This is a genomic window from Rhizobium sp. Leaf384, from assembly GCF_001424065.1.
Classification (GTDB): domain Bacteria; phylum Pseudomonadota; class Alphaproteobacteria; order Rhizobiales; family Rhizobiaceae; genus Ferranicluibacter.
Genome location: NZ_LMQE01000001.1, coordinates 508,983 through 534,321, shown reverse-complemented (window position 1 = coordinate 534,321; position 25,339 = coordinate 508,983). Strand labels below are relative to the sequence as shown.

Here is a 25,339-nt window from a genome sequence, read left to right as displayed (position 1 = left end):
GGTTGAACCGCAGTGGTTTAACAGGCTTTGGCAAGGGATCGCCTTCGGGCATCCCTGATAAAGAGAAAACGAAGGTCGAGGAATCCGACATGAGCGACATCGCAGAACGCGTAAAGAAAATTGTCATTGATCATCTTGGCGTCGATGCCGAAAAGGTAACTGAAGGCGCAAGCTTCATCGACGATCTCGGCGCGGACTCGCTCGACACGGTCGAACTGGTCATGGCCTTCGAAGAAGAATTCGGCGTTGAAATTCCGGACGACGCGGCAGACTCGATCCTGACCGTCGGCGATGCCGTCAAGTTCATCGAGAAGGCCCAGGCTTAACGGCCACAGGCGATCGAACGGGTTGCGGCGGGCGCGAAAATGAGCCCGCCCGCCCATGCTCTGTGATGCCGCCTCGGGGCGCGGCTGCAGGGTCGGGTCCGGTATCCGGGCCTGAAAGCGCTCTCCGGCGGCGCGACAAGGCCGCGACAGGCGGAAGCGGATGCGACGAGGCCCCTGCCACGGGGCCGGCTCCATCGATCGGCAGCGAACGTCCGCGACGGAGCATATCGAGACTTACGAGGATGGATCGCGGTTCATGAGACGTGTCGTTATCACCGGTACCGGCATGGTATCGCCGTTGGGCTGCGGAACGGAAGCCAGCTGGGCGAGACTGATCGCCGGCGAAAACGCAGCCCGTACCGTCACGGAATTCGACGTTTCCGATCTCCCGGCCAAGATTGCCTGCCGCATTCCTTTCGGGGACGGTTCCAACGGCACGTTCAATGCCGATGACTGGATGGAACCGAAGGAACAGCGCAAGGTCGACCCCTTCATTATTTACGCGATGGCCGCGGCCGACATGGCCCTGAACGATGCGGACTGGCATCCGAAGACCGACGACGACCAGATCGCCACCGGCGTGATGATCGGATCCGGCATTGGCGGGCTGGAAGGCATCGTGGAGGGTGGCTACACGCTGCGCGACAAGGGTCCCCGCCGCGTTTCCCCGTTCTTCATTCCCGGCCGTCTGATCAACCTCGCGTCGGGCCAGGTTTCGATCCGCCACAAGTTGCGCGGTCCCAACCACTCGGTCGTGACGGCCTGTTCGACCGGCGCGCACGCCATCGGCGATGCCGCCCGGCTGATCGCGCTGGGCGATGCCGACGTGATGGTGGCGGGCGGCACGGAATCGCCGATCTCGCGGATCGCGCTCGCCGGCTTCGCCGCCTGCAAGGCGCTCTCGACACAGCACAACGACGATCCGATCAAGGCCTCGCGCCCGTATGACAAGGATCGCGACGGCTTCGTCATGGGCGAGGGCGCCGGTATCGTCGTCTTGGAAGAACTCGAGCACGCCAAGGCGCGCGGCGCGAACATCTATGCCGAAATCGTCGGCTACGGCCTCTCGGGCGATGCCTTTCACATTACCGCGCCGTCCGAGGATGGCGACGGCGCGTTTCGCTGCATGAACATGGCGCTCAAGCGCGCAGGCCTCAAGCCGTCGGATATCGACTACATCAACGCCCACGGCACATCGACCATGGCCGACACGATCGAGCTCGGTGCGGTTGAACGCGTTGTCGGCGAGAGCGCGTCCCGGATCTCCATGTCCTCGACCAAGTCGGCGATCGGGCATCTGCTCGGCGCGGCCGGCTCCGTCGAGGCGATCTTCTGTGCGCTCGCCATTCGCGACAATATCGCGCCGCCGACGCTCAATCTCAACAACCCTTCGGTCGAAACGGCCATCGACCTCGTGCCGCACACGGCGCGCAAGAAGTCGATCGACGTCGCCCTGTCAAACTCCTTCGGCTTTGGCGGCACCAATGCGACGCTGATCATCCGGCGCTACGCCTGACGCGTTCGGCGCAGGCCCGTCGACCGGCCGGCGCCTTCATTCGGCGATATTGTCCGCTGACCCCGGTTCGATCCTGTTTTTGCCGCATTGGTCGTTACAAAACAGCTGTCTGATCCACCTCCGAGCGCACCTGCCGCAAACAGGTCGGCGTGATAACGTTGCCGTGAGTGGGACGTTTCAGGTCGGTGTCGTCTTTCGGCGAGGGACATGCTACTGCAGACGTCCCTGTCGGTTTCGATGTCGGGCGCGATCCTGGAGGAGGGTCAAGGCGCGACGGCGAACCGGCAATGTCTTGCTGGGCGCTGTCGGGGAGGCCAGGCGAGCGCACGGTCTTCCCGACATATGGACGAGGCCTTCCCCAAGGTTGATCGTTCCAATCGATGATTTCGCTATCCCGAATCTCTTCCGGAGTTCGCATCGGGAGGCGGGGCGTGCAAGATGCGAACTCCGGATGCAGGACAGGCGTGAGCGACGGACAAGACAACAACACGGCTGCGAGCGGCCGGAACGAGAGCGGCACCAAGGGGCCGATCATTCCGAAATCGCCGATCGAGGCCCTGCGCCCCGAAAAGGTTCCGCAGCCGCCCAAGCGTTCTCGCAAGGCGCGCAGCCAGGTCGTGATTTTCCTGAACTTTCTGATGACGGTCATCGTGGTGCTGACGCTGGCGGCCGCCGGCACGGCCTATTACGCCATGACGGCTTACGAGGCACGCGGACCCTTGTCTGCCAACTCCAACTTCATCGTCCGCAACGGCGCCGGCATCGCCGAAATCGCGTCCAGCCTCGAGCGGAACCAGATCGTCTCCGACGGTCGCGTCTTCCGCTTCATGTCTGAGGCCTATCTCGATGACGAAACCCTCAAGGCGGGCGAATACGAGATCAAGGCCGGCGCCTCGATGCAGGAGATCATGGAACTCCTGAAGTCGGGCAAGTCGATCCTCTATTCCGCCTCGCTTCCCGAGGGACTGACCGTCAAGCAGATGTTCCGCAAGCTGCAGGACGACCCGATTCTCGAGGGCGACCTGCCGGCGACCCTCCCGGCCGAAGGCACGCTGCGGCCGGATACCTACAAGTTCTCGCGCGGCACGAAGCGCGCAGAGATCGTTGCCCAGGCGACCGCGGCACAGAAGACGATCGTCGACCAGATCTGGGCGAAGCGCGATCCGAACCTTCCGATCAAAACGCGCGAAGAGTTCGTCACGCTTGCCTCGATCGTGGAGAAGGAAACCGGCATCGCCGACGAGCGCTCGCGCGTCGCTTCCGTCTTCCTCAATCGCCTCGACAAGGGCATGCGCCTGCAATCCGATCCGACGATCATCTACGGCATCTTCGGCGGCGAGGGGAAGCCGGCGGATCGACCGATCCTGCGCTCCGACCTCGAGAAGAAGACACCCTACAACACCTATGTCATCAAGGGCCTGCCGCCCACGCCGATCGCTAATCCCGGCCGTGCTGCCCTCGAGGCTGTCGCCAATCCGTCGCGAACCGCCGACCTCTATTTCGTGGCGGACGGTACTGGGGGGCACGTCTTCGCCAACACGCTGGACGATCACAACGCCAATGTGCGTCGCTGGCGCAAGATGGAAGCGGAAAAGGCGAGTGCCGCCAAGGCTGCTGGCGCAACGGGTCCGCAGGCCGATGCTGCGGAAACGCCTGTCCAGAACTGATCGGCACGGCAAGCCCGAAGCGATACCGGTCCGTCAGTCCGTCACGGCGGGCGTGGGTGCGCTCGCGATCTCGCCTTGTGGATGACATCAGGGCGCGGGGCCCGCATCTGCAATAGGCCTTGCAGGCATGGTCGTTGCGGCCTTAAACAGGATGCTCGCTCGTCCCTGCGGCATTTCCCCGAGGAGTCCTCATGCCCTTGCAATCCATGACCGGATTTGCCCGCCGGGAGGGTACGTCCGGCCGAAGCCGCTGGGCTTGGGAACTGCGTTCGGTCAACGGCAAGGGTCTTGACGTCAAGCTGCGCCTGCCGGGCGGACTGGAGGCGCTCGATGCCGACATCCGCCGACGGATCGCCGCCTGCTTTTCGCGCGGCAACATGCAGGTCGGTCTCAGCCTCAATGCCGGGGAAACCCAGATCCAGTCGACCATCAACCAGACGGCGCTTGCCTCCGTCCTGTCGCTGCGGGCGCAGTTGTCCGACGTGATCGATCCCGCGCCGCTGAAGCTCGACACGCTGCTCGCGATCCGCGGCGTCATCGATTTCAAGGAGCCGGAAGAGAGCGAGGCCGACAAGGCAGCGCGGGAAACGGCGGTTCTCGCCGGCCTCGATCTCGCGCTCGCCGATCTTGCCGCCATGCGCGAGAGCGAAGGCGCGGCGCTCGAGCAGGTCCTGATCCGCCAGATCGACGAGATGGAAGCGCTGCTCGCGACCATCGAGGCCGACCCGTCACGCAGGCCATCGGCGATCGCCGATCGGCTCGTGCAGCAGATCGACTGGCTGACCAGCCAGACAGCCGCACTCGACCGCGATCGCCTGCATGCCGAGACAGCGCTTCTGGCTGCCAAGGCCGACGTACGGGAAGAGATCGACCGGCTGCGGGCCCATATCGCAGCGGCGCGTACGCTTCTGTCCAAGGGCGGCCCCATTGGTCGCAAGCTCGACTTTCTCTGCCAGGAATTCAACCGCGAAACCAACACGATCTGCTCGAAATCGACCTCCGCCGCCGTCACGGCCGCAGGCGTCGATCTCAAGGTCGTCATCGACCAGTTCCGCGAACAGGTCCAGAATCTGGAGTAATCATGCGCCCTGCCGAAACCCCCAAGAAGGCCTCCGGGATTGCCCGCCGCGGCCTGATGCTCGTCATCTCCTCGCCGTCGGGCGCAGGCAAGTCGACGATCGCCCGCAATTTGCTGGAGGCGGATGCGGAGATGAGCATCTCCGTCAGCGTCACCACCCGCAAGCGCCGCCCGAGCGAGATCGACGGCCGCCACTATCATTTCAAGTCGATCCGCGAATTCGAGGGTCTGCGCCAGACGGATGCCCTGCTGGAATGGGCGGAGGTGCATGGCAATTTCTACGGCACGCCCCGCGATGCGGTGGAGGAAGCCATGTCGGAAGGCCGCGACATGCTGTTCGACATCGATTGGCAGGGTGCCCAGCAGCTGCAGGACAAGATGGCCGGGGACGTCGTCTCGATCTTCATCCTGCCGCCCACCATGGCCGAACTGCAGTCGCGCCTGCACCGCCGGGCCGAAGACACCGATGAGGTCATCGCCACGCGCCTTGCCAACTCTCGCGCCGAGATCGAGCACTGGCTCGAATATGACTACATCGTCGTCAACGAGGATCTCGACACGGCCTTTGCCGCCGTCCGCGCCATCGTCGAGGCCGAGCGCCTCCGCCGCGATCGCCGCCCGGGCCTGTTCGAATTCGTCCAGGGTCTGCTGACGGAAACGCCGAACCTCTGACGGTTACAGACAGTTCGCCAGCCGGCAGAACTCTTCGACAGACAGCGTCTCCGCCCGGCGCTGCGGATCGATCGCCGCCTTGGCCAGCAGCGTCTCGCCGCCGAGCGGCTTGACGCTTTGGCGCAGCATCTTGCGCCTCTGGCCGAAGGCAGCCTGCGTCACGCGCTCCAGTGCGGCGATCGAACAGGGAATCGGATTTTCGCGCGGCTCCAGGTGCACGACGGTCGAGGTGACCTTGGGCGGCGGCGTGAAGGCTTGCGGCGGCACGTCGAAGGCCATGCGCGCCTCCGTCCGCCAGCCGGCCAAGACGCCGAGCCGGCCGTAGTGGTCGTTCGTCTCGTCCGCAACGATGCGCAGGCCGACCTCGCGCTGGAACATCAGCGTCATCGAGGCGTAGAAGGGCGGCCAGGGTTCCATCGTGAGCCAGTTCACCAGAAGCTGCGTGCCGACATTGTAGGGCAGGTTGGCGATGATGCGGATCGGTCCGTCGGCGCCGGCTTGGCGCGCCAGCTCCGCGAAATCCACCTTGAGCGCATCGCCCTCGATGACCTCCAGGCGTCCGGGATAATGGTCCGAAATTTCGGCGAGTGCCGGCAGACAGCGGCTGTCGCGCTCGATGGCGATCAGCTTGCGCACCCCGAGCGACAGGATCGCGCGAGTCAGGCCGCCGGGGCCGGGTCCCACTTCGATGACGGTCGCATCGTCGAGCGGTCCGGCCGTCCGCGCGATTTTCTGCGTCAGATTGAGATCGAGAAGAAAATTCTGGCCCAGTGCCTTCTTGGCATCCAGACCATGCCGCTGGATCACATCGCGCAGCGGCGGCAGTCCGTCGATCGCGGCCATCAGGAGACGCTCTCGATGGCGGCGCGCTCGGTATCTGCAAGCGTCCGCGCCATGCGCAGGGCCGCCACGAGGCTGTCGGCCCGCGCGACGTTGCGCCCGTCCGCCGTCTGCCCGGCAATGCTGAAGGCGGTGCCGTGGTCCGGCGACGTGCGGATGAAGGGCAGGCCGAGCGTCACGTTGACGCTGTCGTCGAAGCCGAGCGCCTTAGCCGGGATAAGGGCCTGGTCGTGATACATGCAGAGCGCAACGTCGTACATGGCGCGCGCCCGGTCGTGGAACATCGTATCGGCCGGCAGCGGGCCGACGGCATCGATGCCGTCCGCCTGCAGCCGCTCGACGACCGGGCGGATCACCGCGTCATCTTCGAGCCCCAGCGCGCCGTTTTCACCGGCATGCGGGTTCAGGCCGGCGATGGCCAGGCGCGGCGCGGCAATGCCGAAACGGGCCTTGAGATCGGCGGCGGTGATGACAGCCGTCCGGTAGATGAGATCGCCCGTCAGGTGCGCGGGCACGTCCTTCAGCGGAATGTGGATCGTGACGGGCACGGCCTTCAGCTTCGGCCCGGCCAGCATCATGATCGGCAGCAGCGGCTTGCTGCGCGCAGCGCTTCCGAGCTCCGCAAGGAATTCCGTATGTCCGGGGAAGCGGAAGCCGGCGGCGTAGAGCACGGATTTGGCGATGGGATTGGTCACGACACCTGCGGTTTCCGACGCCAGCGTCATCTGGACGGCTGTCTGGATGGCGCCGATGATGGCGGGCGCATTGGCGCTGTCGGGCGTGCCCGCGACGACGGGGGCCGGGCAGGCGAGGGGAAGCACCGGCAGGCTGTGGCCAAAGAGGCCGGCGGCCGTCCGATGATCCGCTTCCGCCAGGGTCACAGGCATTCCGAGAAGTCGCGCCCGGGCGGCCAGTGCCTCGGGATCGCCGATGAAGAGAAAGGGGGCAAGCCCGAGGCTCTCGCGGCGGGTCCAGGCTTCCAGCGTCACGTCGAGCCCGATGCCCGCCGGATCGCCCATGGTCAGGGCAAGCGGCGCCCGGGTCTCGTCTGTCATGATGGTCCGGTTACTTTGTCACGATCTGCGCACGCTTGCGCAGTTCTTCCATGTATTTCACGCTGTTCGGATCTTCGCCGCCCTTCTGCTTGCCGAGATCCTCGGCGCGGAAGACGACTTCGGCGGCCAGATCGTCGGAGACCTGACGCTTCTTGCAAATGCCGAGATACTCGACGCCCTTTTCGGTGACGCGGGTCGCGGTGGTCTTGCCGTCACCTGCCTTCTCGACCAGCGGACGCCAGTCCTCGGGAATTTCCTGCACCATCATGCGGCCGAGATTGCGGATGGAGACGTCCCGCATGGTCGCGGCGAAGGTCTTGGCGTCGTCGCAGCCCGGATAGGACGCGCGCGACGCGTTGGCCTCGGCCTGGCGCTTGCCGATGATGGCGTTGCGCTTGGCGGCGGGCACCACGAAGATCACCTGCTGCAGGAAGTATTCGGTCGTCACCGGCTTGGTGCCGCCGTTTTCCTGCATGCGGCGAACCAGTTCCTCGTTGGAAAGCCGTCCGCCACCGCTGCCGAAGCGCACGCGCACGGCGCGCGGCCAGCTCATGGAGACCGCAACGAAGGCCTTGAAATGGTCGAGGCCGACGCCCGCTTGGGAGAGGACCTGCGACAGCTGCGCGATGCTGAGCTTGTTACCCGCGGCAAAACGCTGAACGGCGGCGTCGACTTCCTCGGTGCTGACGGACTGCTGAAGGCGCAGGACCTCGGCGCGCTTCAGGGCTTCGTCGATCATCTGCTCGCGTGCGCCGCTCGGGTTCTGGCGCTGGAGCTTGAGGAAGGCCGCGCGCTTGGCGATATCTCCGGTCGTGATGACCGTGCCGTTGACGACAACGGCGACCGCCGTGCCTGAACCGGCTGCGGCTGCGGCAGCGGGCAGGGTGGTCGGAAGGCAGAGCGCGCCCGCGAGCAGGCCCGCCCGTAGAAGTCCCGCCATCACTCGCACTGACGATCGCTTTTCTGCGGTCCTGTAGCCCATCAGACATCCCCTTCAGAGCGAGCCGCGCGGTCTGGGGGCTCGCAACGCTCCATGAAGCGCCTGCCAGCGGCCGCGCTTGTTTCCCGCTGGATGCATAAACCATGCGGCCGAATGATGACAAGCCCGCACGATCGCGGCTTGCAGGCGCCGCAGCGCCCGCAAACACGATCATGTGCACGCCCGTGACCGTCAGTCCAGCGCGTTGAACGAGCTGTCACCGACATTGATGTCGCCGAGCGTACGGAAGGAGATCCGCGCACCGATCGACCAATCGTTGGCCAGCGCCTGGTCCGGGTCGCGCTCGTTCTTGTAGACGAGCGAGAACAGCGTGTCCTGATCGTCATAGGTGATGCCGAGACCGTTGCGGGTCACGAGGCTGTTGTTGATGTCGTAGGTGACCGAGCCGAACACCGACCAGTATTCGCGGAAGCGCCACGCGGCGGCCGTCTGGATTTCGTCCTGATCGAAGGGCGAGCCGTAGGTCGGCTGTGCCTTGATGCTGGTATAGGTGATGGCCGTCTGCCAGGCGATGCCCTCGTAGCCGACCGCGAAGTCCGTCCGGCGCAGGTCGAGATCCTGCTCGTCCAGACGCCCGCTCAGGCTGGCCGTGAAGCCGGAGGGCGCATCGATGCCGAACATGCCGACATAGTCGGACCGGTCCGTCTCGAGGCCGGAATCGGCTCCCACCTTGACGAGATCGTCCGTTGCGAACGAATTGACGCCCCCGAGATGGAAGGACTGGCCAACAATGCTGCGGACGCCGTAGCCGTTGCCGAGCGTGCCGGTATAGCGCATGCCGATATTGGCGCGCGAGCCGCCCTCGATACGGTCGAAGCCCGAGAACTTGTCGCGCTCGAACAGGTTCGTCGCATCGAACACGAAGCTCTGCGCATCCTCGTTCGGAAGGCCGCCCGGATTGCTCTCGTCGGGCCGGACATAGACCTGGGCGATCGGTTCGAAGATGTGGGTGCTGTTGGCGGTCGCCATCAGGATCGGATAGCGCGCCTCCAGCCCTGCCGTGACCATGCCGCGCGTCGATGCGTCGTCCCCGTTGTAGTCACCGGTATAGGCCGGGCCGGGATTGTCCATCGTCAGGCCGAGAATGTCGCCGCGGGCCGCCAGAAGCGGGGTCAGCGACAGGCCACCGGGCACGATGAAGCTCTTCTTCCACTCGGCTTCGGCCGACAGGCGATGCGCCGTGCCTTCGAGGCCGCGGAACCGGTCGACGCCGAACACATCGACGGAGTCTTCCCGATTGCGGTTGACGTTGGTCAGGTTGACCGCAGCCGAAAGCTCGCCGCCGGCAACCGCCTGGGGCGCGGTATAGTCATAGTCGAGAACCTGGGCATAGGCCTGCTTGTTCTCGGCCACGCTGTCCGGATCGGCATCCTGGATGTCGAAGTAGAAGGCACGCAGGTCGAAATAGTTGCGCTTGCCGAGACCGGTCAGATAGGCCTGGTTCGTATGCGTCGTGCCGTCGAACGTCGAGAGTTCGTAGGTCTTGGCGAAGTTGTTGTCGCTCTGGACGAGCACATCCCAGCCGAACGACCACCGCGGATTGATCTTGAAATCGCCGCGCGAGCCGATGAGACCACGCTCCGTCTCCTGCGCGTCCACGGTTCCATCCGTAAACGAGCTGCGGTTCATCTGGCTGATGCCGGCCATGCGAAGGACGTGCTGCCCGGTCTCGAACTGCTGGCGGAACTCGCCTTCCAAGAGGAAGCCCTGCCGCGTGAGCCCCGTCGCCGTCACGGTCGCGTCCATGGTGGGCGAGATCGCCCAGTAATAAGGGACGCTGACGCCGGCGCCGAGCTTCTGGGTATAGCGGAACCGCGGGAACAGGAAGCCGCTCTTGCGCTTCACGGTTCCGTCGGGGACCTCGAGCACCGGCAGGAACAGGATCGGCTTGCCGAACAGCTCGAAGCGCGCGTTTTCGAGGCGCACCGTGTGCGTCTTGCCGTTCTGGACGATGCGCTGCGCCTTGATATGCCAGAGCGAGCGGTAATCGGGATTGGTCGCACAGGGCGTGCAGGCCGTGTAGACGGCCTGGTTGAGGATGATCTCGTCGCCATTGCGTCGCTCGCCGTTGACGGCGGCAAGCTTGGTCAGGTCGGTCGTCTCGACGCGCATCGTCTCGATGAAGCCATCGGCGAAATTGTCCGTGACGTCCATCTTCTCGGCATAGATCTTGTTGCCCGTCGGTTCGATCAGTTCGATCTGGCCGGTCGCGACGATGCGGCCGGTCTTCTGGCTGTATTCGACCTGCTGGGCGACCATCTGGTAGCCGCCATAATTGATCTGAACGGCGCCGCGCACGATGACGCGCTCGGCGTCGCGATTGTACACGAGCTCGTTTGCCGACAACACCATCTTGGCATCGTCGGGCAGCTTCGGCGCAAGCGTGGTCGGCGCGGACTGGGCCCAGGCCGAACCGGATACGCCGGGAGAGACAAAAAGGCATGCAACGCTGGAAAGCAGTACGGCCGCCAGTAGCCTTGTATGATTGCGGTCACAGCCCGCCACTAGCCATCCTCCTGATGCAACAAAATCGTGGACCCCAGCGCCATCGCAACAACAACCGGCAACCAGACTGCAACGAACGGAGGCAAGATGCCACTGCTCCCAAATGCTCTGACCAGTACGGTCACGACATAAAGCACGAAGCCTGCCAGGATTCCACCGAGAATTACCGAACGCGACTGATGGAAGCGGCTGAATTTCAGCGACACGCTTGCAGCGATCAGCGTCATGGCGACGAGAAGAAGCGGCAGCGACAGCAGCGAATGAAGCTGCGTCTGCATGCCATAGGTCGGAAACCCGAAGGATTTCGCGATCGAAATTTTGTGTGGCAATTCGAAAAATGGAATGGATTCAGCTTTGTCCAGCGATTCCTGAACGAATTCCGCCTTCAGATTGGTCGGCAGTCGTGCCGATTCGTAACGCTTCGGCAGGACGCCGTTGCGTGTCTCGGTCACGCCGTTAAGCAACCAGTAACCGTCTTCGAGTTTTGCACTGTGTGCATCCTGCCGGAAGAGGATGCGGCCCTGCTTGTCGAGATGGATCACCGTGACCGTGACGAGGGTCCGGCCCTCGTCCTCGACCGCGCGCGCGCCGATGATGCTGTCGTCGTCGCCATAGATCTGGCGGAGCCAGGGAATGGTCTTCGAGCCGCGCGAGGACGAGCTGCCCCAGTTGGTTTCCAGCAGTTCGGCGCTGCGCGCGCCCCAGGCCGCGATCGGGTTGAGGATCGCCACCGAGAGCAGGCCGAAGAGCAGGGCGCCCAGCACGAAGGGCTGCAGGAACTGCCAGGCCGAAATGCCGGCCGCCCGCGTCACGACCAGCTCGTAGCGGCGGTTCAGCGCGATCAGCGTCACCATGCCGGCAAACAGCGCGATGAAGGGCACCGTCTGCTGCATGATCATGGGAATGCGCATCGCCGTCATCAGGAGCGCGCCGCCGAGCGAATAGCCCGGCAGGTTGGACATGCGATTGGAAAGTTCGCTGAAGTCGATGATGAAGACGAGCGAGAACACGCCGATGAGGAACCAGCCGATCGTCACCATGAAACGGCGAAAGAAGTAGATCTTGAGCGTGCTCATCGGATCAGCGCGCCTCCCGATCAGAATTGCCGAAACGCAGCAGGCGAATCCGGCCGGTCATCTCGGCGAACTTCTCCTGGAACGTCTTCGGAATCACAAGCCGCTTGTTGCTCGACAGCTGGCGAATGCACAGGAACGTGGTGAGCGCGGGAACGAGATACATCAGCGGCACGAACAGCCGGTTGTCCTCGGCGCCGTTCGCTGCATAGAACGTCATCCAGCGGAAGAGGAGCATCAGCAGCAAAGCAGTTGCTGTCGGGTGCAGGCGGGCCTCGCGGTGCGAGCGCGCATCGCTGCTGACGACAAGGCCGATCAGCGCGAAGATGATCGGGAAGGTCCACTCCGTCAGCCGCCGGTGCAACTCGGCGACATAGGTCTGCGGACGCCGCTGATAGGTGCTGTCGTTGGGATCCGGGTGCAGCAGGGTGAAGAGGTCCTGGTCCTGGGCGCGCAGGGTCGCCGCGCCGACCTTGCGGGTCATCTCGGTCAGGTCGAAGGCGTAGCTGTCGAACTTGATGATCGACACACCGCCGTCCGGCAGCTTCCGGTGAACTTCGCCGTCCTTCATCACCAGGGCGGAGGAGGCCTCGTCGACGGCTCCCTCGCGAGCATAATAGACGAACTCGACGTTCGGATCGCGCGAATCGCCAACGAAGATGCCGGTCAGGACACCGCCGCCGCGCCGCCCGCCGATCTGGATGTAGAGGCCGTCCGCGATCTTGCGGAAGGTGTTTTCCTGCACGACCGAGGACAGGAGATCGGCATTGGCGCTGGCGATCATCTGTCGCACCTGCTGGCGAACCACCGGCTCCACGAAGTTGTCGACCGTGAAGGACACCGCGCTGACGGCCAGCGCGAGGCCGAGAATCGGCCGCAGGATGATGCCGCGGCTGCCGCCGGCCGATTCGATCACCGTCAGTTCCGAATCGTTGTTCATCGTCGCCAGCGCCTGCGTGATGCCGATGGCAAGCGCGAAGGGCAGGACGAGCGGAATGACGGTGGGCAGAATCAACGTCGCAAGCTGCACGAAGGTGCCGATGGACTGCCCCGTGTCGGTCACGAGATTGATGCGCTGCAGCGCCTGCGTGGTCCAGATGATGCCCAGAACCGGGAGCAGCGCCGACAGGAACATCTGCACGACACGCCGGAGGATATAGCTTTGGAGAATGGTCATCGCAGCCTGTTCCGGGCGCAGGAAAGCCCGCACCGATCTGACGGGCAGGGGGTGGTGGCGTTCCTGCGCAAATGGGCCGCGATCTTCATCGGTATCGCAGTAGCCAAATTGGCGTCGGCCCGCAACGCGCCGCCGTCCGGTGTCCGCCAGATTTTCCACTTTGGTGGCTTTTTGGTGACGGCGTCCCGGCAGCCGCGCCCGCGATGGATTCGCACGCGCGCGCACGGGCTGGCGTCATCGCAAGGCCTTTGCACCTCGCAGCCCGACGTGCATATAGAAGACGCAGTTCATGAATAGACGACGCTGCAGGGCCGGCCCGGACGGGCGCCCGCAGGAAGATTGGAGCGACGATGGCCGGAATGTTCGAGATTGTCTTCAAGGAGCAGCGCAAGAAGACGGAAGGCACGGTTCTGTGCCTGGCCGCTGCCGAGCGCGAGGCGGCGGGCGCCGCGACCGTCGATCCCGCCGGCATCATCCCGCGCGCGGCCAAGGCCGGCAAATTCAAGGCGCGGGCCTTGTCCACGCTCGACATTCTCGCACCGGAAGGTTCGCCGGCCGACCGGCTGCTGCTTCTGGGGCTGGGCGATCCGCAGAAGCAGACGGCGCACGACTGGCTGAAGCTCGGCGGCACCGCAGCGTCCAAGCTGCGCGGGGCGGGCGAGGCAACGGTGTTCCTGGACGCGCCGGGCGTCGAGATCACGCCGAAGGCAGCCGCCGACTTCGCGCTCGGCATGGAGCTGAATGCCTATCGTTTCGACAGCTACAAGACGACGAAGAAGCCGGACGAGGAGCCGACGCCGCAGCGCACCAAGGTGACGATCATCACCGCGATCGCAGCCGAGGCCAAGAAGGGCCTGTCTCTGTCCGAGGCCGTGTCGGAAGGCGTGTTCATCGCCCGCGACCTCGTGAACGAGCCGCCGAATGCGCTCGGCCCGATCGAGTTCGCCGCCAAGGCCAAGGCGCTCGAGGACCTCGGCGTCGAGGTCGAGATTCTCGGCGAGAGCGAGATGAAGGAACTCGGCATGGGCGCCCTGCTGGGCGTCGCGCAGGGATCCGTGCGTCCGCCGCGGCTCGTCGTCATGCGCTGGAACGGCGGAGCGAAGAAGGAAAAGCCGGTCGCCTTCATCGGCAAGGGCGTCGTGTTCGATTCGGGTGGCATCTCCATCAAGCCGGGCGCCGGCATGGAGGACATGAAGGGCGACATGGGCGGTGCCGCGGCCGTCACCGGCCTGATGCACGTGCTGGCTGCCCGCAAGGCCAAGGCGAACGTCGTCGGCATCATCGGTCTGGTCGAGAACATGCCGGACGGCAACGCGCAGCGGCCGGGCGACATCGTCACCTCGATGTCGGGACAGACCATCGAGATCATCAACACGGATGCCGAAGGCCGGCTCGTGCTCTGCGATGCGCTCTGGTACTGCAACGAGCGCTTCCAGCCGCGCTTCATGATCAATCTCGCCACGCTGACGGGCGCCATCATGGTCGCGCTCGGCAGCCATCATGCCGGCCTGTTCTGCAACGACGACGCGCTTGCCGCCGAGATCACGCAGGCCGGTCTTGCCACGCAGGAGCGGGTCTGGCGCATGCCGCTCGGGCCGGAATACGACAAGATGATCGACAGCAAGTTCGCCGACATGAAGAACACGGGCGGACGCTACGGCGGGTCGATCACCGCGGCACAGTTCCTCAAGCGATTCGTCAAGGACACGCCCTGGGCCCATCTCGATATCGCCGGCACGGCGATGGGCTCGCCGAACGACGAGATCAATCAGTCCTGGGCGTCCGGTTACGGTGTCCGTCTGCTGAACGAACTGGTGCGCGCCCACTACGAGAGCTGAGGCGCGCTTTGAAAGGCATGAACCCGACGTGACGGACATCCTGTTCTATCACCTGACCGAATCCAAGCTGGAGGATGCCCTTCCGCCGTTGATCGACAAAAGTGTCGAGCGCGGCTGGCGGGTCGTCGTCCAGACGGCGGACGAGGAACGGCGCGACAGGCTGGACGAACACCTGTGGACCTGGCGGGAGGACAGTTTCCTCCCGCACGCTCCCGACGACGGCCCGCACGCGGCCGTGTCGCCGGAAAACCAGCCGGTACTGCTGACGACAGGCGCCGGAAACGCCAACAATGCGACCGTCCGCTTCCTGGTGGACGGCGCCGTTCCTCCCGATCTCGGCGCGTATGACCGCGTCGTCTTCATGTTCGACGGCTACGATCAGCCGCAGCTCGAGGGTGCTCGCGTACAATGGAAGCGGCTGAAGGGGGAAGGCCATGCGCTGACCTACTGGCAGCAAAGCAGCGAGGGACGGTGGGAGAAGAAGGCGTGACGGAGAAAGACAGGCCCGATGAAGCGAGGCACGGCGACGCCGCGTCGCCGGGTTCTCCGTCCGCGATCCGGGCCCGCACCCGCCCGACGGGCGTGACGGCTGGCGTCGGCCGTACCGGCTTTCCGCATCTGACCAGCGTTACGGGCGGCACGCTCGATATCGTGACCGGCGCGTCGCACCCCGGCTTCAACCCGATCGATCTTCTCTACGCCTCGCTCTCCGCCTGTCTCGTGCTCAGCGCCCGCATCGCTGCGAGCCGCATGGGCATTCTCGGCCGGATCACGCAGATCGAGGCGGCGGTCACGGGGGAAAAGACGGTGGGCGAGCCGAGCCGCATTGCCCGCTTTAACGTGGTCTTCACCGTCTCCGGCGATCTGGACGCGGAGACGCGCCGTCATCTGGCGATGGCGGCGGAAGAGATCTGCACCGTCAGCAACACGCTGCGGGGCGATGCCGTCTTCGATATCCAGGTCGCGGACTGAACCTTGGGACAGGCCCGGGCGACCGGCGCATCGAACCGCGACCGACAGCAACGCCGCCGAGACGGCACGGCAGCCGGGACCGCAGCGCTGCCCAAGCTCAATCGTGAAAGGCTTCGACCGTCTTGCGGCTGCCGAGCATGAAGATATCGGCGATATGCCGCAGCGGTGCCACGTCGACCTCCGAACGGCCGGCCCGGACGAGGTCATGGAAGCGGGCATAGAGCGTCGGATATTCCGTCTCCTGCTCGTCGGCGCGCATGACGCCGTCGACCGAGAGCCGCGCACCGCCATTGCCGAGAATCATCGTTCCCGCATCGGTTTCCACGATGATGTCCCAGCGGTCGTCGCTCGACTGGCGACGCCAGTCCATGTCGGCGGTCACGGGAATTCCGGAAGCGCTCTGGAAGTCGATCTGCGCGGCGATCGGCGCATCGCGGTTTTCGGGGATCTGCAGGGTCGAACGGGTGACGAAGACCGGCATCGGCAGGATATGCGTCATGATCGACAGGGCGTTGATGCCGGGATCGAAGACGCCGAGGCCGCCGGCTTCCCAGATCCAGTCCTGGTTCGGATGCCAGCGCCGCACGTCCTCGTTCCAGACGATATCGACGCGCGAAATGGTCTTGTCGGCGAGAAACGCCCGGGCCGGCTCGACCGCAGGCCCGAACCGCGAATGCCAGCTGGTAAAGAGGGTGACGTTCTTTTCCTTCGCCAGCGCCTCGAGGATGGCGACCTCGCTCAGCGTTGCGCCCGGCGGCTTTTCGAGGAACACATGCTTGCCGGCGTCCAGCGCCTTGTGCGCCGCGTCGAAACGAACCCGCGGCGGCATGCAGAGCGAAACCGCCTCGATCTCCGGCATCGCCGCCAGCATGTCCTCGATCGCGGTGAAATTCTCGACGCCATCGACGCTGCCATGCCGGCTTGCGGCTGCAACCAGCCGGTATCCGGGATTGTTGTGAATGGATGGCAGATGCTGATCGCGTGCGATCTTGCCAACGCCGACGACAGCAATAGAGATGGGGTTCATGGTGTTCCGCCAGATTGTATGACTTATGTCCGGCTTTGTACCAGAAAGGCCGGGACGGGCAAGGCGCTCCGGTCGCTCAATGATGACGGCCTATGGCCCGGCCGAAACGGATGCCGAACGGGATGGGCCGGCACGGGCTGGAAACCCCGTGCAGGACATCGCTGGCGCGAAACCGCTTGCAGGAAGAGACAGAGGAGACCGCATGGCCCCGACGATACGCACTGCCACCCGCCCGGAGATCGACCAGATCGTCGAATGGGCCGCGCGCGAAGGCTGGAATCCCGGTCTCGACGACGCCGCCGCGTTTTACGCGGCCGATCCGGACGGCTTCTGGGTGGCGGAGGAGGGCGGCGCACTTGCGGCGGCGATCTCGGTCGTCCGGTTTGGCGCCGACTATGCCTTCCTCGGTTTCTACATGGCGCATCCCGACTTCCGCGGCCAGGGGCTTGGCTATGCCCTGTGGCAGGCCGCGCTGTCCGCGCAAGGGTCCCGCGTCGTCGGTCTCGACGGCGTCGTCGCGCAGCAGGCAAGCTATCAGCGCTCGGGCTTTGCCTATGCGCATGCCAACATGCGCTATGGCGGAACGCCCCGGGTGACGCCGCCGCCCGGCACGGATCTGGTCGAGATCTCGCCCGTGCATCTGCCGCTGATCGTCGATTACGACGCCCGGTTCTCGCCCGCGCGCCGCGACGTCTTCCTCGGGCAGTGGTTGAAGGCCCAGCCGACGCGCCAGAGCCTTGCGCTGCTGCGCGGCACCGAGGTCCAGGGGTATGGCACGATCCGCACCTGCCGCTCGGGCCAGAAGATCGGCCCGCTCTTTGCCGATACGGAGACCGGAGCCGATCTGCTCTTTCGCAAGCTGGTCGCGACCGGCCTCGACATGGGGGGCGACGGTCAGATCTTCCTCGATATTCCCGAGCCGAACGCGGCCGCAAAGGCGCTGTGCGACCGCTACAATCTCAAGCCCGTGTTCGAGACGGCCCGGATGTATCGGGGCGATGTTCCCGACCTGCCCCTGGCCCGCATCTTCGGCATCACGACCTTCGAGCTCGGATAGGCCTCAGGCTTCCGGCGCCATGATCGTCTGGCGGAGGAAGCTGTAGCCCGTCGCGATCCGCGCGGCGGAAGCCGATGTGTCGCCTTCGCCGCCATGGCCGCCCGAGGTGAACTCGTGGAACAGGGGGTCATGGCCGAGTTCGCGCAGCCGGGCGGCAAAGCGCCGGGCGTGCGAGGGGTGCACCCGGTCGTCATTGCTCGAACTCTCGATATAGATCGGGGGATAGGCGACCTCCGACGACGGACGCGCCGCCTGCAGGGGCGAATAGGCAAGCATCGCTTCCCGATCCTGCGCCACGTCGGGATCGCCATATTCGTCCATCCAGGCGCGTCCGGCCGGGAAGGTGTGGAAACGCAGCATGTCGAGCACGGGAACCTGGCACCAGACGGCACCGAAGCACGCGGGGTAGCGCGTCAGCATGACGCCGGTCAGGAGCCCGCCATTGCTGCCGCCATTGCAGGCGATATGCCGCGGTTTCGTGTAGCCTCGGGCGACGAGGTCGCGGGCGATCGCGGCAAAGTCCGCAAAGGCCCGGTGCCGGCCGTCGCGCTTGGCCGCGCGGTGCCAGTCGGCGCCGAATTCGCCGCCGCCCCGAATATAGGCCTGCACGTAGGCGCCACCCTGTTCGAGCCAGCGTCCGATGATGCCGGAATAGCCAGGCTGCAACGGCACCTCGAAACCGCCATAGCCGTAGAGCAGCACGGGGAGCGCGCCCTTTTCGAACGTTGCGGGCAGCACCAGCCGGTACGGCACCCGGGTTCCGTCCTCGGATGTCGCTTCGAGCAAAAGGCTCGACATGCCGCTTGCATCGAAATAGGCGGGGGACGCTGCAACGGGCTGAAGCCAAAAGGATTTCGACCGGTCGGACAGGTCGAGCCGGTAGAGCGTCGGCGGCTGCAGGAAGCCCTGGCCGGACACGATCAGCGTGTCGTCGCCGAGATGCAGGTCCGAGTAAAGCGGATGATAGGACAGGGTTTCCAACCCGTCCGGCAACGGGAACGCGACGGGCTCGGCACCCGCGTGGCGCAGGTCGAGCAGGAACAGCCGCGGCGTCATGTTGTCGGCGACGGTGAAGACGCACCAGTCGCGCAGGAGCATAAAATTGGTGCAGAACCGGCGGCCGGATGGGGTAAACAATACGCGCGGCGCGGCCGGCGGATGGTCGCCGCCCATATCGACCGGCAAGGCCTGCAGGACCAGGGCGCCGCTCGGAACGCGCTCGTCCTTCTTTGCCCGCCATAGGCAGAACTGATGGTTGAAGCTGGCATCGCTCTCGCGCGGGATGTCGAGCGGCACCGGCGGTCCGGCGTTCCGGGAGACGACATGGCTGGCCGTGCCGATCGTGTGGACCGCCGTGAAGATCGACAGCCGGTCGTTTCCGGACAGACCGGCCATCTGCGGACCGTAGACCGTCGCGTAGCCGGTGACGTCGTTGTCGTCGGCGGCAAAGACGGGCACGGCCGCAGCGACGTCCTGCCCCCGCGCGATGCGCCGGCCGACCCGCGGCCAGCTCGACTGCGTGGAGGACGCCCGGTCGATCGAACCGAAATAGAGGATGTGGTCGAGGCTCTCCCAGGTGGCATGCGACCTTGCAAGCGGTGTCGAGAAGCCGTCTTCGACGAAGGTGAAGCGCGTGCAATCGAACTCGCGGAAGACGCGCAGATCCGACCCGCCGTCCGACAGCGACAGGAGCACGCGTGAAGGGTCCCAGGGACAGGTGACGGCACCGCGCCAGATCCATGTCCGGCCTTCAGCGGCGTTGTAGGCGTCGAGATCAAACATCGTCTCCCAGGGGGCCTCCGGCACCGGCGCCTGGTCGGCCGGCAGCCTCTGCCACACGCCCATCGGATGGCCGGCCGTCTTGCGAAACGTCGTCAGCCAGTCGCCGCGCCGCGCGAAGTGGATCAGCCGGTCTTCCCGTTCCATCATGGCCTTGAAGGCTGCGGCATCCGCGGCAAAGGCCTCGGTTCTCAGTGCAGCGTCCGAGCGGGCATTTTCCTGCGCCACGAAGTCGCGCGTGCGGGCATCGTCGTCGGTCTCGAGGTAAAGGTGCATGGCGTCTGCCTTTCCGTTGGATCCGGTCTCAGGGGATAAAGGGGAGGGGCGGATCGTCAGCCGGCCATCGCCTCTTCATATTGCGAGGACAGCTCCAGCCATTGCTCTTCGGCGCTGCCGAGCTTTGCCGCCGTCTCGCCGCGCTGCTTCACCTTCTCGGCGGCCTTGGCGGGGAACTTCTCGTAGAGCACGGGATCCGCAAGCTCTGCATCAAGCGCTTGAATCTGCTTCTCAAGCTTTGCCGTCAAGGACTCGAGATCGTTGATCTTCTTGCGCAGGGGCGCAAGCGCGGCCCGCTTCTCGGCATTCGCCTTGCGCTGGTCAGCCTTCGACGTCGCGTCCTCGATCACCTCAGGTTTTTCGTCTTTTTTTTTGCCCGAAGAGACGATGAGGCTGCGATATTCCTCCATGTCCCCGTCGAAGTTGGACACCGTGCCATTGTTGACCAGCCACAACCGGTCGACGGTCGCCTCGATCAGGTGCCGGTCGTGGGAGATCAGGATGACAGCGCCGTCATAGTCGTTGAGCGCTTCGATCAGCGCGCGCCGGCTGTCGATGTCGAGATGGTTCGTCGGCTCGTCGAGGATGAGCAGGTTGGGATGGTGAAACGCCGCAAGGCCCATGAGCAGGCGCGCCTTCTCGCCGCCGGACAGATCCTTGGCCGCCGTCGACATCTTCTCGGTGGCAAGGCCCATCTGCGCCACGCGGGCGCGGACTTTGGCCTCGGGAATGCCGGGCATCAGACGGCGGACATGTTCGACGGGCGAATCCGCCGGCACGAGATCGTCCATCTGGTGCTGGGCGAAGAAGCCGATCTTGAGATTCGGCGCCAGCCTGATGTCGCCGCCATCCGCATCGAGCCGTCCCGAGACGAATTTCGCAAAGGTCGACTTGCCGTTGCCGTTCGAACCGAGCAGCGCGATGCGGTCGTCGTTGTCGATCCGCAGCGTGATGTTCTTCAGGATCGGCTTGCCGGGCGTATAGCCGACGGACGCGTTCTGCAGCTGGATGATCGGCGATGCCGGCTGCTTCTCGGGGACCGGGAAGGTGATCGGCTGGACATGGTCCTCGATGACGGAGGCGACGGTGCCCATGCGCTCCAGCGCCTTGACGCGGCTCTGCGCCTGGCGCGCCTTGGTCGCCTTTGCCTTGAAGCGATCGATGAACGACTGCAGGTGCTTGCGCGCCGCGTCGTTCTTTACCTTGGCCTTGGCCTGCAACTCGTTCGCCTCGGCGCGCTGACGCTCGAACTGGTCGTAGGAGCCGCGATAGAAGGTGAGCTTCTGCTGGTCGAGATGGATGATGGCATTGACGGCGGTGTTCAGCAGGTCGCGGTCGTGGCTGATGATGATGACGGTGTGGGGGTAGCGGCGGATATAGTCCTCCAGCCACAGCGTGCCTTCAAGGTCGAGATAGTTGGTCGGCTCGTCGAGGAGCAGAAGGTCCGGCTCCGAAAACAGGATGGCTGCCAGCGCCACGCGCATGCGCCACCCACCCGAAAAGGACGAGGCCGGGCGCAACTGCGCCTCGTGGTCGAAGCCGAGGCCGGCGAGGATCGACGCGGCGCGCGCCTCGGCGGAATGCGACTGGATATCGGCCAGCCGCATCTGGATATCGGCAATCCGGTGCGGGTCCGTGGCCGTCTCGGCTTCGGCAAGCAGCGCCTCGCGCTCCTTGTCGGCCTTGAGCACGATCTCGATCAGGGGCTCTTCCGTGCCCGGCGCCTCCTGCGCGACCTGACCCATGCGGGCGTTCTTCGGAATGGAGATGGATCCGCTCTCGCTTTCCATCTGCCCGGTGAGAATGCGGAACAGCGTCGATTTTCCCGCGCCGTTGCGCCCGACGAGGCCGGCCTTGGTGCCTTCCGGCAGCGAGATGTTGGCGTGGTCGATCAGGAGGCGTCCGGCGATGCGGGCCGAGAGATTGGATATCGTAATCATGCCGGCGTTTTGGCCGATGTGAGGCCGGAAGGCAAGCGGAGCCGCGTGTTCCGGCGTGTCGCCCTCATGCCTCCTGCAGCTCGGCCATTTGCGCGCACATCATCGGCGTGCAGCGCAGGATGCCCTGGCGTCCGTCGGCCCGAACCATCGTCAGGGCCATCTCCGCGTGACGCATGAGGTCCCGCGGGCCGCTGACGGTGGCGGTCGTCGCGATGCCGGCCGACAGCGACAGGGACTGGGCGGCGAAATCGCGGCTGGGGAGACGGATCTGGAGCGACTGCACGGCATCGCGGATCCGCGTCGCGATGGCTTGCGCGTTCTGTTCGCTGACGTCGAGCAGCAGGAAGCCGAACGCGTCGTAACCGATACGGGCCACGACATCGCTTTTCTTGACCGACTTGCGGAAAATGGCGGCACATTTCTTGACGGCCTTAGCGCCGACCTCCGGTCCGTACCGTTCCGCGAGCGCGCGCAGCTGCTCCACGCTGACGAGAATCAACGCGGCCGGCTTTGCCGTCACGTCCCCGTCGAACAAAGCGGCGATCGTCATCGAGAGGGCCGCGCCGTTCGGCAGGCCCGACAACCCGTCGCGCAGCACGGCGCGCTGGTCGGCCGCAATCTGTGTCTGCGCATCGCCGAGCGTGGCCGTCGTCATCCGCACGGTGTCCGCCAGGCGCTTTTCGCAGACGCGGAGCTGGGACAGCGTCTGTCGGAGCGCCCGCGCATCCTCGGCAAAATCCGACATCGACATCACCGGGTCCGCGTCGAGCCTCTGCAGAAAAGCGTCGAGTGTGTCGAGCGCATCCGCCATCGGCCGGGTTTCCCGCAAAAGCGCCGACGACATGGTCTGGATGGCCGTCACGATCCCCTGCTGGGCCGTGCAGAGCTCCTGGCCCAGATGACCCGGCAACTTGCGCCTGAGGCCGATCGCATCGAGCGCCGTTTGCGAGGGCGTCTTGCCCAAGGCGGCAAGGTCGCTGCCGAGGTTCGACGGGCCTCCGGAAAGCGCCGCGTAAAACAGCTCGTAATTGCGCGGCAGGGGCTGGACGCCCCGTTGCGCCATGGCCTGCGCAATGCGCTGGACCATGCCGGTTTCAGGCTCGGGACCAGATCGGTCCAACCGTGCCGTCATGCCGCTGTGCCTTACCCGTTCCTTCATCGCCATGCCTATCCCGCGTCCGCTGTTGCCGCCAGACATATAGATTAAAACATTCAAAAATACTTAATCAAGGTTCAACCACTGGATGTTTGTTCGAAACCGACAATGGCGGCCCGTTGACGATGCCGGCGCTCTGCGGACACGAATCCGGCACGTCTCCCTTCGCCGGGGCCGGAGAACCTGCGATAGCTGCCGAATGAACACGATCGCCTGCGAATCAGGCGCGGGATCGGCGTCACACGCAAAAACGTGGCGACCGTGATGACAAGGAGCTTCGCCATGCGCGTCCTGCGCAACCAGATCGTCCCCTGGATCAAGGTTCTCGGCTGCCAGGCGCTGGTCCTCGCGGCTGTCCTGTCGCTGTCGCGCTTCATCACGCCGGGTACCTTGCCGGTCCTTCTCGGGCAGGGTGCGGCGGCCGCCGCCCTCGGGCGTCTCCTGCGGATGCCGCCCATCTGGCTTGTGGTCCAGTTCCTGTTGCCGGTCGCCGTGGTCTACGGCGATGCGGTACCGGCCTGGGCCTATCTTGCCGCCTTCGTGCTCTGCGCGCTCGTCTACTGGAACAGCGCATCCGAGCAGGTGCCGCTTTATCTCACCAACCGGCGGACCTGGCAGGCGCTGTCCGACCTCGTGGCCGCCGCGCAGGCAAAGCGCGTGGTCGATCTCGGCAGCGGCATGGGCGGGGTCGTCACCTTCCTTGCCCGCGCCCATCCGGACGTCGAGGTGAGCGGCTTGGAAACCGCGCCGCTGGTGGTCGCCGCATCCAAGCTGCGCATCGCCTTCAGTCGCCTTGCCAATGCCCGTATCGTCTATCGCAGCCTGTGGGACGCGGATCTCGGTGCCTATGACCTGGTCTACTGCTTTCTCTCGCCCGTGCCGATGGCGCGGCTGTTCGACAAGGCGCGGGCGGAGATGCGCCCGGGCACGCTCTTCGTCAGCAACAGTTTCACGGTGCCGGGTCGCGCGGCCGACCGCATTCTCGATGTCGACGACGCCCGCCGCACCCAGCTCCATATCTATACGCTCTGACGCATCAGGCTTTGCGGCTGCGCAGGAAGAAGACGAGGTCCAGCACGACGCTCGGCTGTCTAAGGCTCGTCAGGATCATGTGGCACTGGCCTCGGTGATGCGTCTGATGGTTGAAGAGATGGGCAAGGCACGGGGAGAGTAGCTGGCTGATCGGCTCTGGAATGCTGATCGGCGTATAGGTGAAGACGCCGTTCAGCTCCTGCGCGGTCAGGCCGTCGATCCAGCCGGCAATTCTCCGGTCTTCCGCCACGCGCGCGACGGTCAGGTCCTCGAAATCCTCAAACAGGATGGCGTCGAGCGTGGTCGGTGCCTCGCCCTCTCCGGTGAACCGTTTCATCCAGATCCGGTCGGTGGCCAGCAGATGGTTCAGCGTTCCGTGCAGGCTGCCGAAGGCAGCGCCGGTCTGCCTGCGGCGGTCCTCGTCGCCGAGCGCAGCCGCTGCGGCGTAGATGCGCTGGTTGGCCCAGCTGTTATAGGCGGCAAACATGCGGAAATGGTCGATCATGGGAGCTCCGAAGACGGCGAGACCGGTATCCTATTCTCCCGGGCGATCGATGGGGATGATGGGATGCATGAAATTTGCTGATTTGCTTTTCCCTGCGTGCCGCGTTCAGATAAGCGCGACACCGGATACGGAGACCTGCGATGACGAGACTGCTCTACGGGCTTTGCGGCGAAGACCGGGCCAGGCGGTTTTCGCCGCATGTCTGGAAGGTCGAGATGGCCCTGGCACACAAGGGCCTCGATTGTCGCGTCGTGCCGCTCGCCTTCACGGAAATTCCCGAGGTGGAGGGCGGCGCGACGAAGACGGTGCCGTATCTCGTCGACGGCGATCACGCGGTCGTCGACAGTTTCGCGATCGCCCAGCATCTGGACGCGGCCTATCCCGATCGGGCAACGCTCTTTGGTGGAGACGGCGGACGCGCAACCGCACGGTTCGTCGAGGCCTTTTCGCAGACGGTGCTGCATCCGGCCATCATCCGCATCATCCTTCTTGACGTCCATGACCGTCTGGCCCCCCGGGATCGCGCCTATTTCCGCACGAGCCGGGAAGCGGCTTTCGGAAAGACGCTCGAAGAGGTCGCGGCCGCAGGGCCGGCAGAGCGATCCGCCTTCGCCGACAAGCTCATGCCGCTGCGTTCCCTGCTCAGGAAGCAGCCGTTCATCGGCGGAGACACACCGCTCTTTGCGGACTACATCGTCTTCGGCGCCCTGCAATGGGCCCGGATCATCTCGCCTCAACCGCTGCTCGATCCTCTCGACGCGGTCGCCGACTGGTTCGAGCGCTGCCTCGATCTTCACGGCGGGCTCGGCCGCGGGATGCCTGCTGCCGGGACGGCCGAGGCCGCGTGA

Annotated in this window: 23 protein-coding genes; 12 read left to right on the top strand and 11 right to left on the bottom strand. The window is 65.1% G+C overall.

All coding sequences use genetic code 11. The annotated features are described in order from the left end of the window. The first annotated feature begins 89 nt into the window (after positions 1-89). From ASG25_RS02590 to gmk, 5 genes are all read left to right on the top strand, one after another. Entirely contained in the window at positions 90-326 is a 237-nt protein-coding gene (locus ASG25_RS02590) for an acyl carrier protein (RefSeq protein ID WP_062468856.1), read from the top strand. 256 nt (positions 327-582) lie between these two features. Further along, a complete protein-coding gene (gene fabF, locus ASG25_RS02585; protein WP_062471955.1) occupies positions 583-1,842 on the top strand; it encodes a beta-ketoacyl-ACP synthase II in 1,260 nt (419 codons plus the stop codon). Positions 1,843-2,306: 464 nt separating this feature from the next. Next, positions 2,307-3,509 (top strand): endolytic transglycosylase MltG, encoded by a 1,203-nt coding sequence (mltG, locus tag ASG25_RS02580; RefSeq protein ID WP_062468852.1) that lies wholly within the window; start codon positions 2,307-2,309, stop codon positions 3,507-3,509. A gap of 191 nt (positions 3,510-3,700) precedes the next feature. Beyond that, positions 3,701-4,588 carry a YicC/YloC family endoribonuclease gene (locus tag ASG25_RS02575; protein ID WP_062468849.1) on the top strand — a complete coding sequence of 296 codons (888 nt, stop codon included), beginning with the start codon at positions 3,701-3,703 and terminating at the stop codon, positions 4,586-4,588. 2 nt (positions 4,589-4,590) lie between these two features. Next, a complete protein-coding gene (gene gmk, locus ASG25_RS02570; protein ID WP_062468847.1) occupies positions 4,591-5,259 on the top strand; it encodes a guanylate kinase in 669 nt (222 codons plus the stop codon). A gap of 3 nt (positions 5,260-5,262) precedes the next feature. Here the strand turns inward: gmk and rsmA are convergent, their stop codons facing one another. The 6 genes from rsmA to lptF all read right to left on the bottom strand — a co-directional run bounded on the left by rsmA (position 5,263) and on the right by lptF (position 12,909). Next, positions 5,263-6,102 (bottom strand): 16S rRNA (adenine(1518)-N(6)/adenine(1519)-N(6))-dimethyltransferase RsmA, encoded by an 840-nt coding sequence (rsmA, locus tag ASG25_RS02565; protein WP_062468843.1) that lies wholly within the window; start codon positions 6,100-6,102, stop codon positions 5,263-5,265. Further along, complete coding sequence (gene pdxA, locus ASG25_RS02560) at positions 6,102-7,154, bottom strand: 4-hydroxythreonine-4-phosphate dehydrogenase PdxA (protein WP_062468840.1); 1,053 nt, start codon at positions 7,152-7,154, stop codon at positions 6,102-6,104. Before pdxA ends, rsmA begins: the two co-directional genes overlap by 1 nt. Positions 7,155-7,164: 10 nt before the next feature. Continuing rightward, the gene (locus tag ASG25_RS02555; RefSeq protein WP_244479295.1) at positions 7,165-8,094 is read right to left on the bottom strand and encodes a peptidylprolyl isomerase; all 930 of its coding nucleotides are present in this window, start codon (positions 8,092-8,094) and stop codon (positions 7,165-7,167) included. Positions 8,095-8,325: 231 nt separating this feature from the next. Further along, complete coding sequence (locus tag ASG25_RS02550) at positions 8,326-10,659, bottom strand: LPS-assembly protein LptD (RefSeq protein WP_062468833.1); 2,334 nt, start codon at positions 10,657-10,659, stop codon at positions 8,326-8,328. Further along, positions 10,659-11,735, bottom strand: coding sequence for an LPS export ABC transporter permease LptG (lptG, locus tag ASG25_RS02545; protein ID WP_062468830.1), 1,077 nt, complete (start codon positions 11,733-11,735; stop codon positions 10,659-10,661). Before lptG ends, ASG25_RS02550 begins: the two co-directional genes overlap by 1 nt. Positions 11,736-11,739: 4 nt before the next feature. Next, positions 11,740-12,909 (bottom strand): LPS export ABC transporter permease LptF, encoded by a 1,170-nt coding sequence (gene lptF, locus ASG25_RS02540; RefSeq protein WP_062468823.1) that lies wholly within the window; start codon positions 12,907-12,909, stop codon positions 11,740-11,742. Here lptF and ASG25_RS02535 point away from each other — a divergent pair. The 4 genes from ASG25_RS02535 (at position 12,895) to ASG25_RS02520 (ending at position 15,719) form a co-directional block, all read left to right on the top strand. Next, positions 12,895-13,206: a hypothetical protein gene (locus ASG25_RS02535; RefSeq protein WP_156379640.1), complete on the top strand. Its 312-nt coding sequence runs from the start codon at positions 12,895-12,897 to the stop codon at positions 13,204-13,206. The two genes, lptF and ASG25_RS02535, sit on opposite strands and share 15 nt — an antisense overlap. A gap of 53 nt (positions 13,207-13,259) precedes the next feature. Beyond that, the gene (locus ASG25_RS02530; protein ID WP_062468816.1) at positions 13,260-14,747 is read left to right on the top strand and encodes a leucyl aminopeptidase; all 1,488 of its coding nucleotides are present in this window, start codon (positions 13,260-13,262) and stop codon (positions 14,745-14,747) included. A gap of 28 nt (positions 14,748-14,775) precedes the next feature. After that, positions 14,776-15,237: a DNA polymerase III subunit chi gene (locus ASG25_RS02525; RefSeq protein WP_062468813.1), complete on the top strand. Its 462-nt coding sequence runs from the start codon at positions 14,776-14,778 to the stop codon at positions 15,235-15,237. Between the two features lie 65 nt (positions 15,238-15,302). Beyond that, a complete protein-coding gene (locus ASG25_RS02520) occupies positions 15,303-15,719 on the top strand; it encodes an OsmC family protein (RefSeq protein WP_062471951.1) in 417 nt (138 codons plus the stop codon). A 97-nt stretch (positions 15,720-15,816) separates the two neighbouring features. Here the strand turns inward: ASG25_RS02520 and ASG25_RS02515 are convergent, their stop codons facing one another. Next, complete coding sequence (locus tag ASG25_RS02515) at positions 15,817-16,746, bottom strand: Gfo/Idh/MocA family oxidoreductase (RefSeq protein ID WP_062468810.1); 930 nt, start codon at positions 16,744-16,746, stop codon at positions 15,817-15,819. A gap of 202 nt (positions 16,747-16,948) precedes the next feature. Between ASG25_RS02515 and ASG25_RS02510 the strand changes: the two genes are divergently transcribed. Further along, positions 16,949-17,803 (top strand): GNAT family N-acetyltransferase, encoded by an 855-nt coding sequence (locus ASG25_RS02510; protein WP_062468807.1) that lies wholly within the window; start codon positions 16,949-16,951, stop codon positions 17,801-17,803. Between the two features lie 3 nt (positions 17,804-17,806). Here ASG25_RS02510 and ASG25_RS02505 read toward each other — a convergent pair whose 3' ends face one another. The 3 genes from ASG25_RS02505 to ASG25_RS02495 form a co-directional block, all read right to left on the bottom strand. Beyond that, positions 17,807-19,858 (bottom strand): prolyl oligopeptidase family serine peptidase, encoded by a 2,052-nt coding sequence (locus ASG25_RS02505; protein WP_062468804.1) that lies wholly within the window; start codon positions 19,856-19,858, stop codon positions 17,807-17,809. A 56-nt stretch (positions 19,859-19,914) separates the two neighbouring features. Beyond that, positions 19,915-21,798, bottom strand: coding sequence for an ABC-F family ATP-binding cassette domain-containing protein (locus tag ASG25_RS02500; RefSeq protein ID WP_062468801.1), 1,884 nt, complete (start codon positions 21,796-21,798; stop codon positions 19,915-19,917). A 64-nt stretch (positions 21,799-21,862) separates the two neighbouring features. Continuing rightward, positions 21,863-22,930 (bottom strand): GGDEF domain-containing protein, encoded by a 1,068-nt coding sequence (locus ASG25_RS02495; RefSeq protein WP_162242156.1) that lies wholly within the window; start codon positions 22,928-22,930, stop codon positions 21,863-21,865. A 288-nt stretch (positions 22,931-23,218) separates the two neighbouring features. Here ASG25_RS02495 and ASG25_RS02490 point away from each other — a divergent pair, with 288 nt between their 5' ends. Further along, a complete protein-coding gene (locus tag ASG25_RS02490) occupies positions 23,219-23,986 on the top strand; it encodes a methyltransferase (RefSeq protein ID WP_156379639.1) in 768 nt (255 codons plus the stop codon). 4 nt (positions 23,987-23,990) lie between these two features. On the opposite strand, the gene ASG25_RS02485 is transcribed toward ASG25_RS02490, so the two are convergent. Then, entirely contained in the window at positions 23,991-24,491 is a 501-nt protein-coding gene (locus ASG25_RS02485; protein WP_062468792.1) for a DinB family protein, read from the bottom strand. A gap of 140 nt (positions 24,492-24,631) precedes the next feature. Here ASG25_RS02485 and ASG25_RS02480 point away from each other — a divergent pair, with 140 nt between their 5' ends. Continuing rightward, positions 24,632-25,339, top strand: a complete 708-nt coding sequence (locus ASG25_RS02480; protein WP_062468789.1) for a glutathione S-transferase family protein — start codon at positions 24,632-24,634, stop codon at positions 25,337-25,339.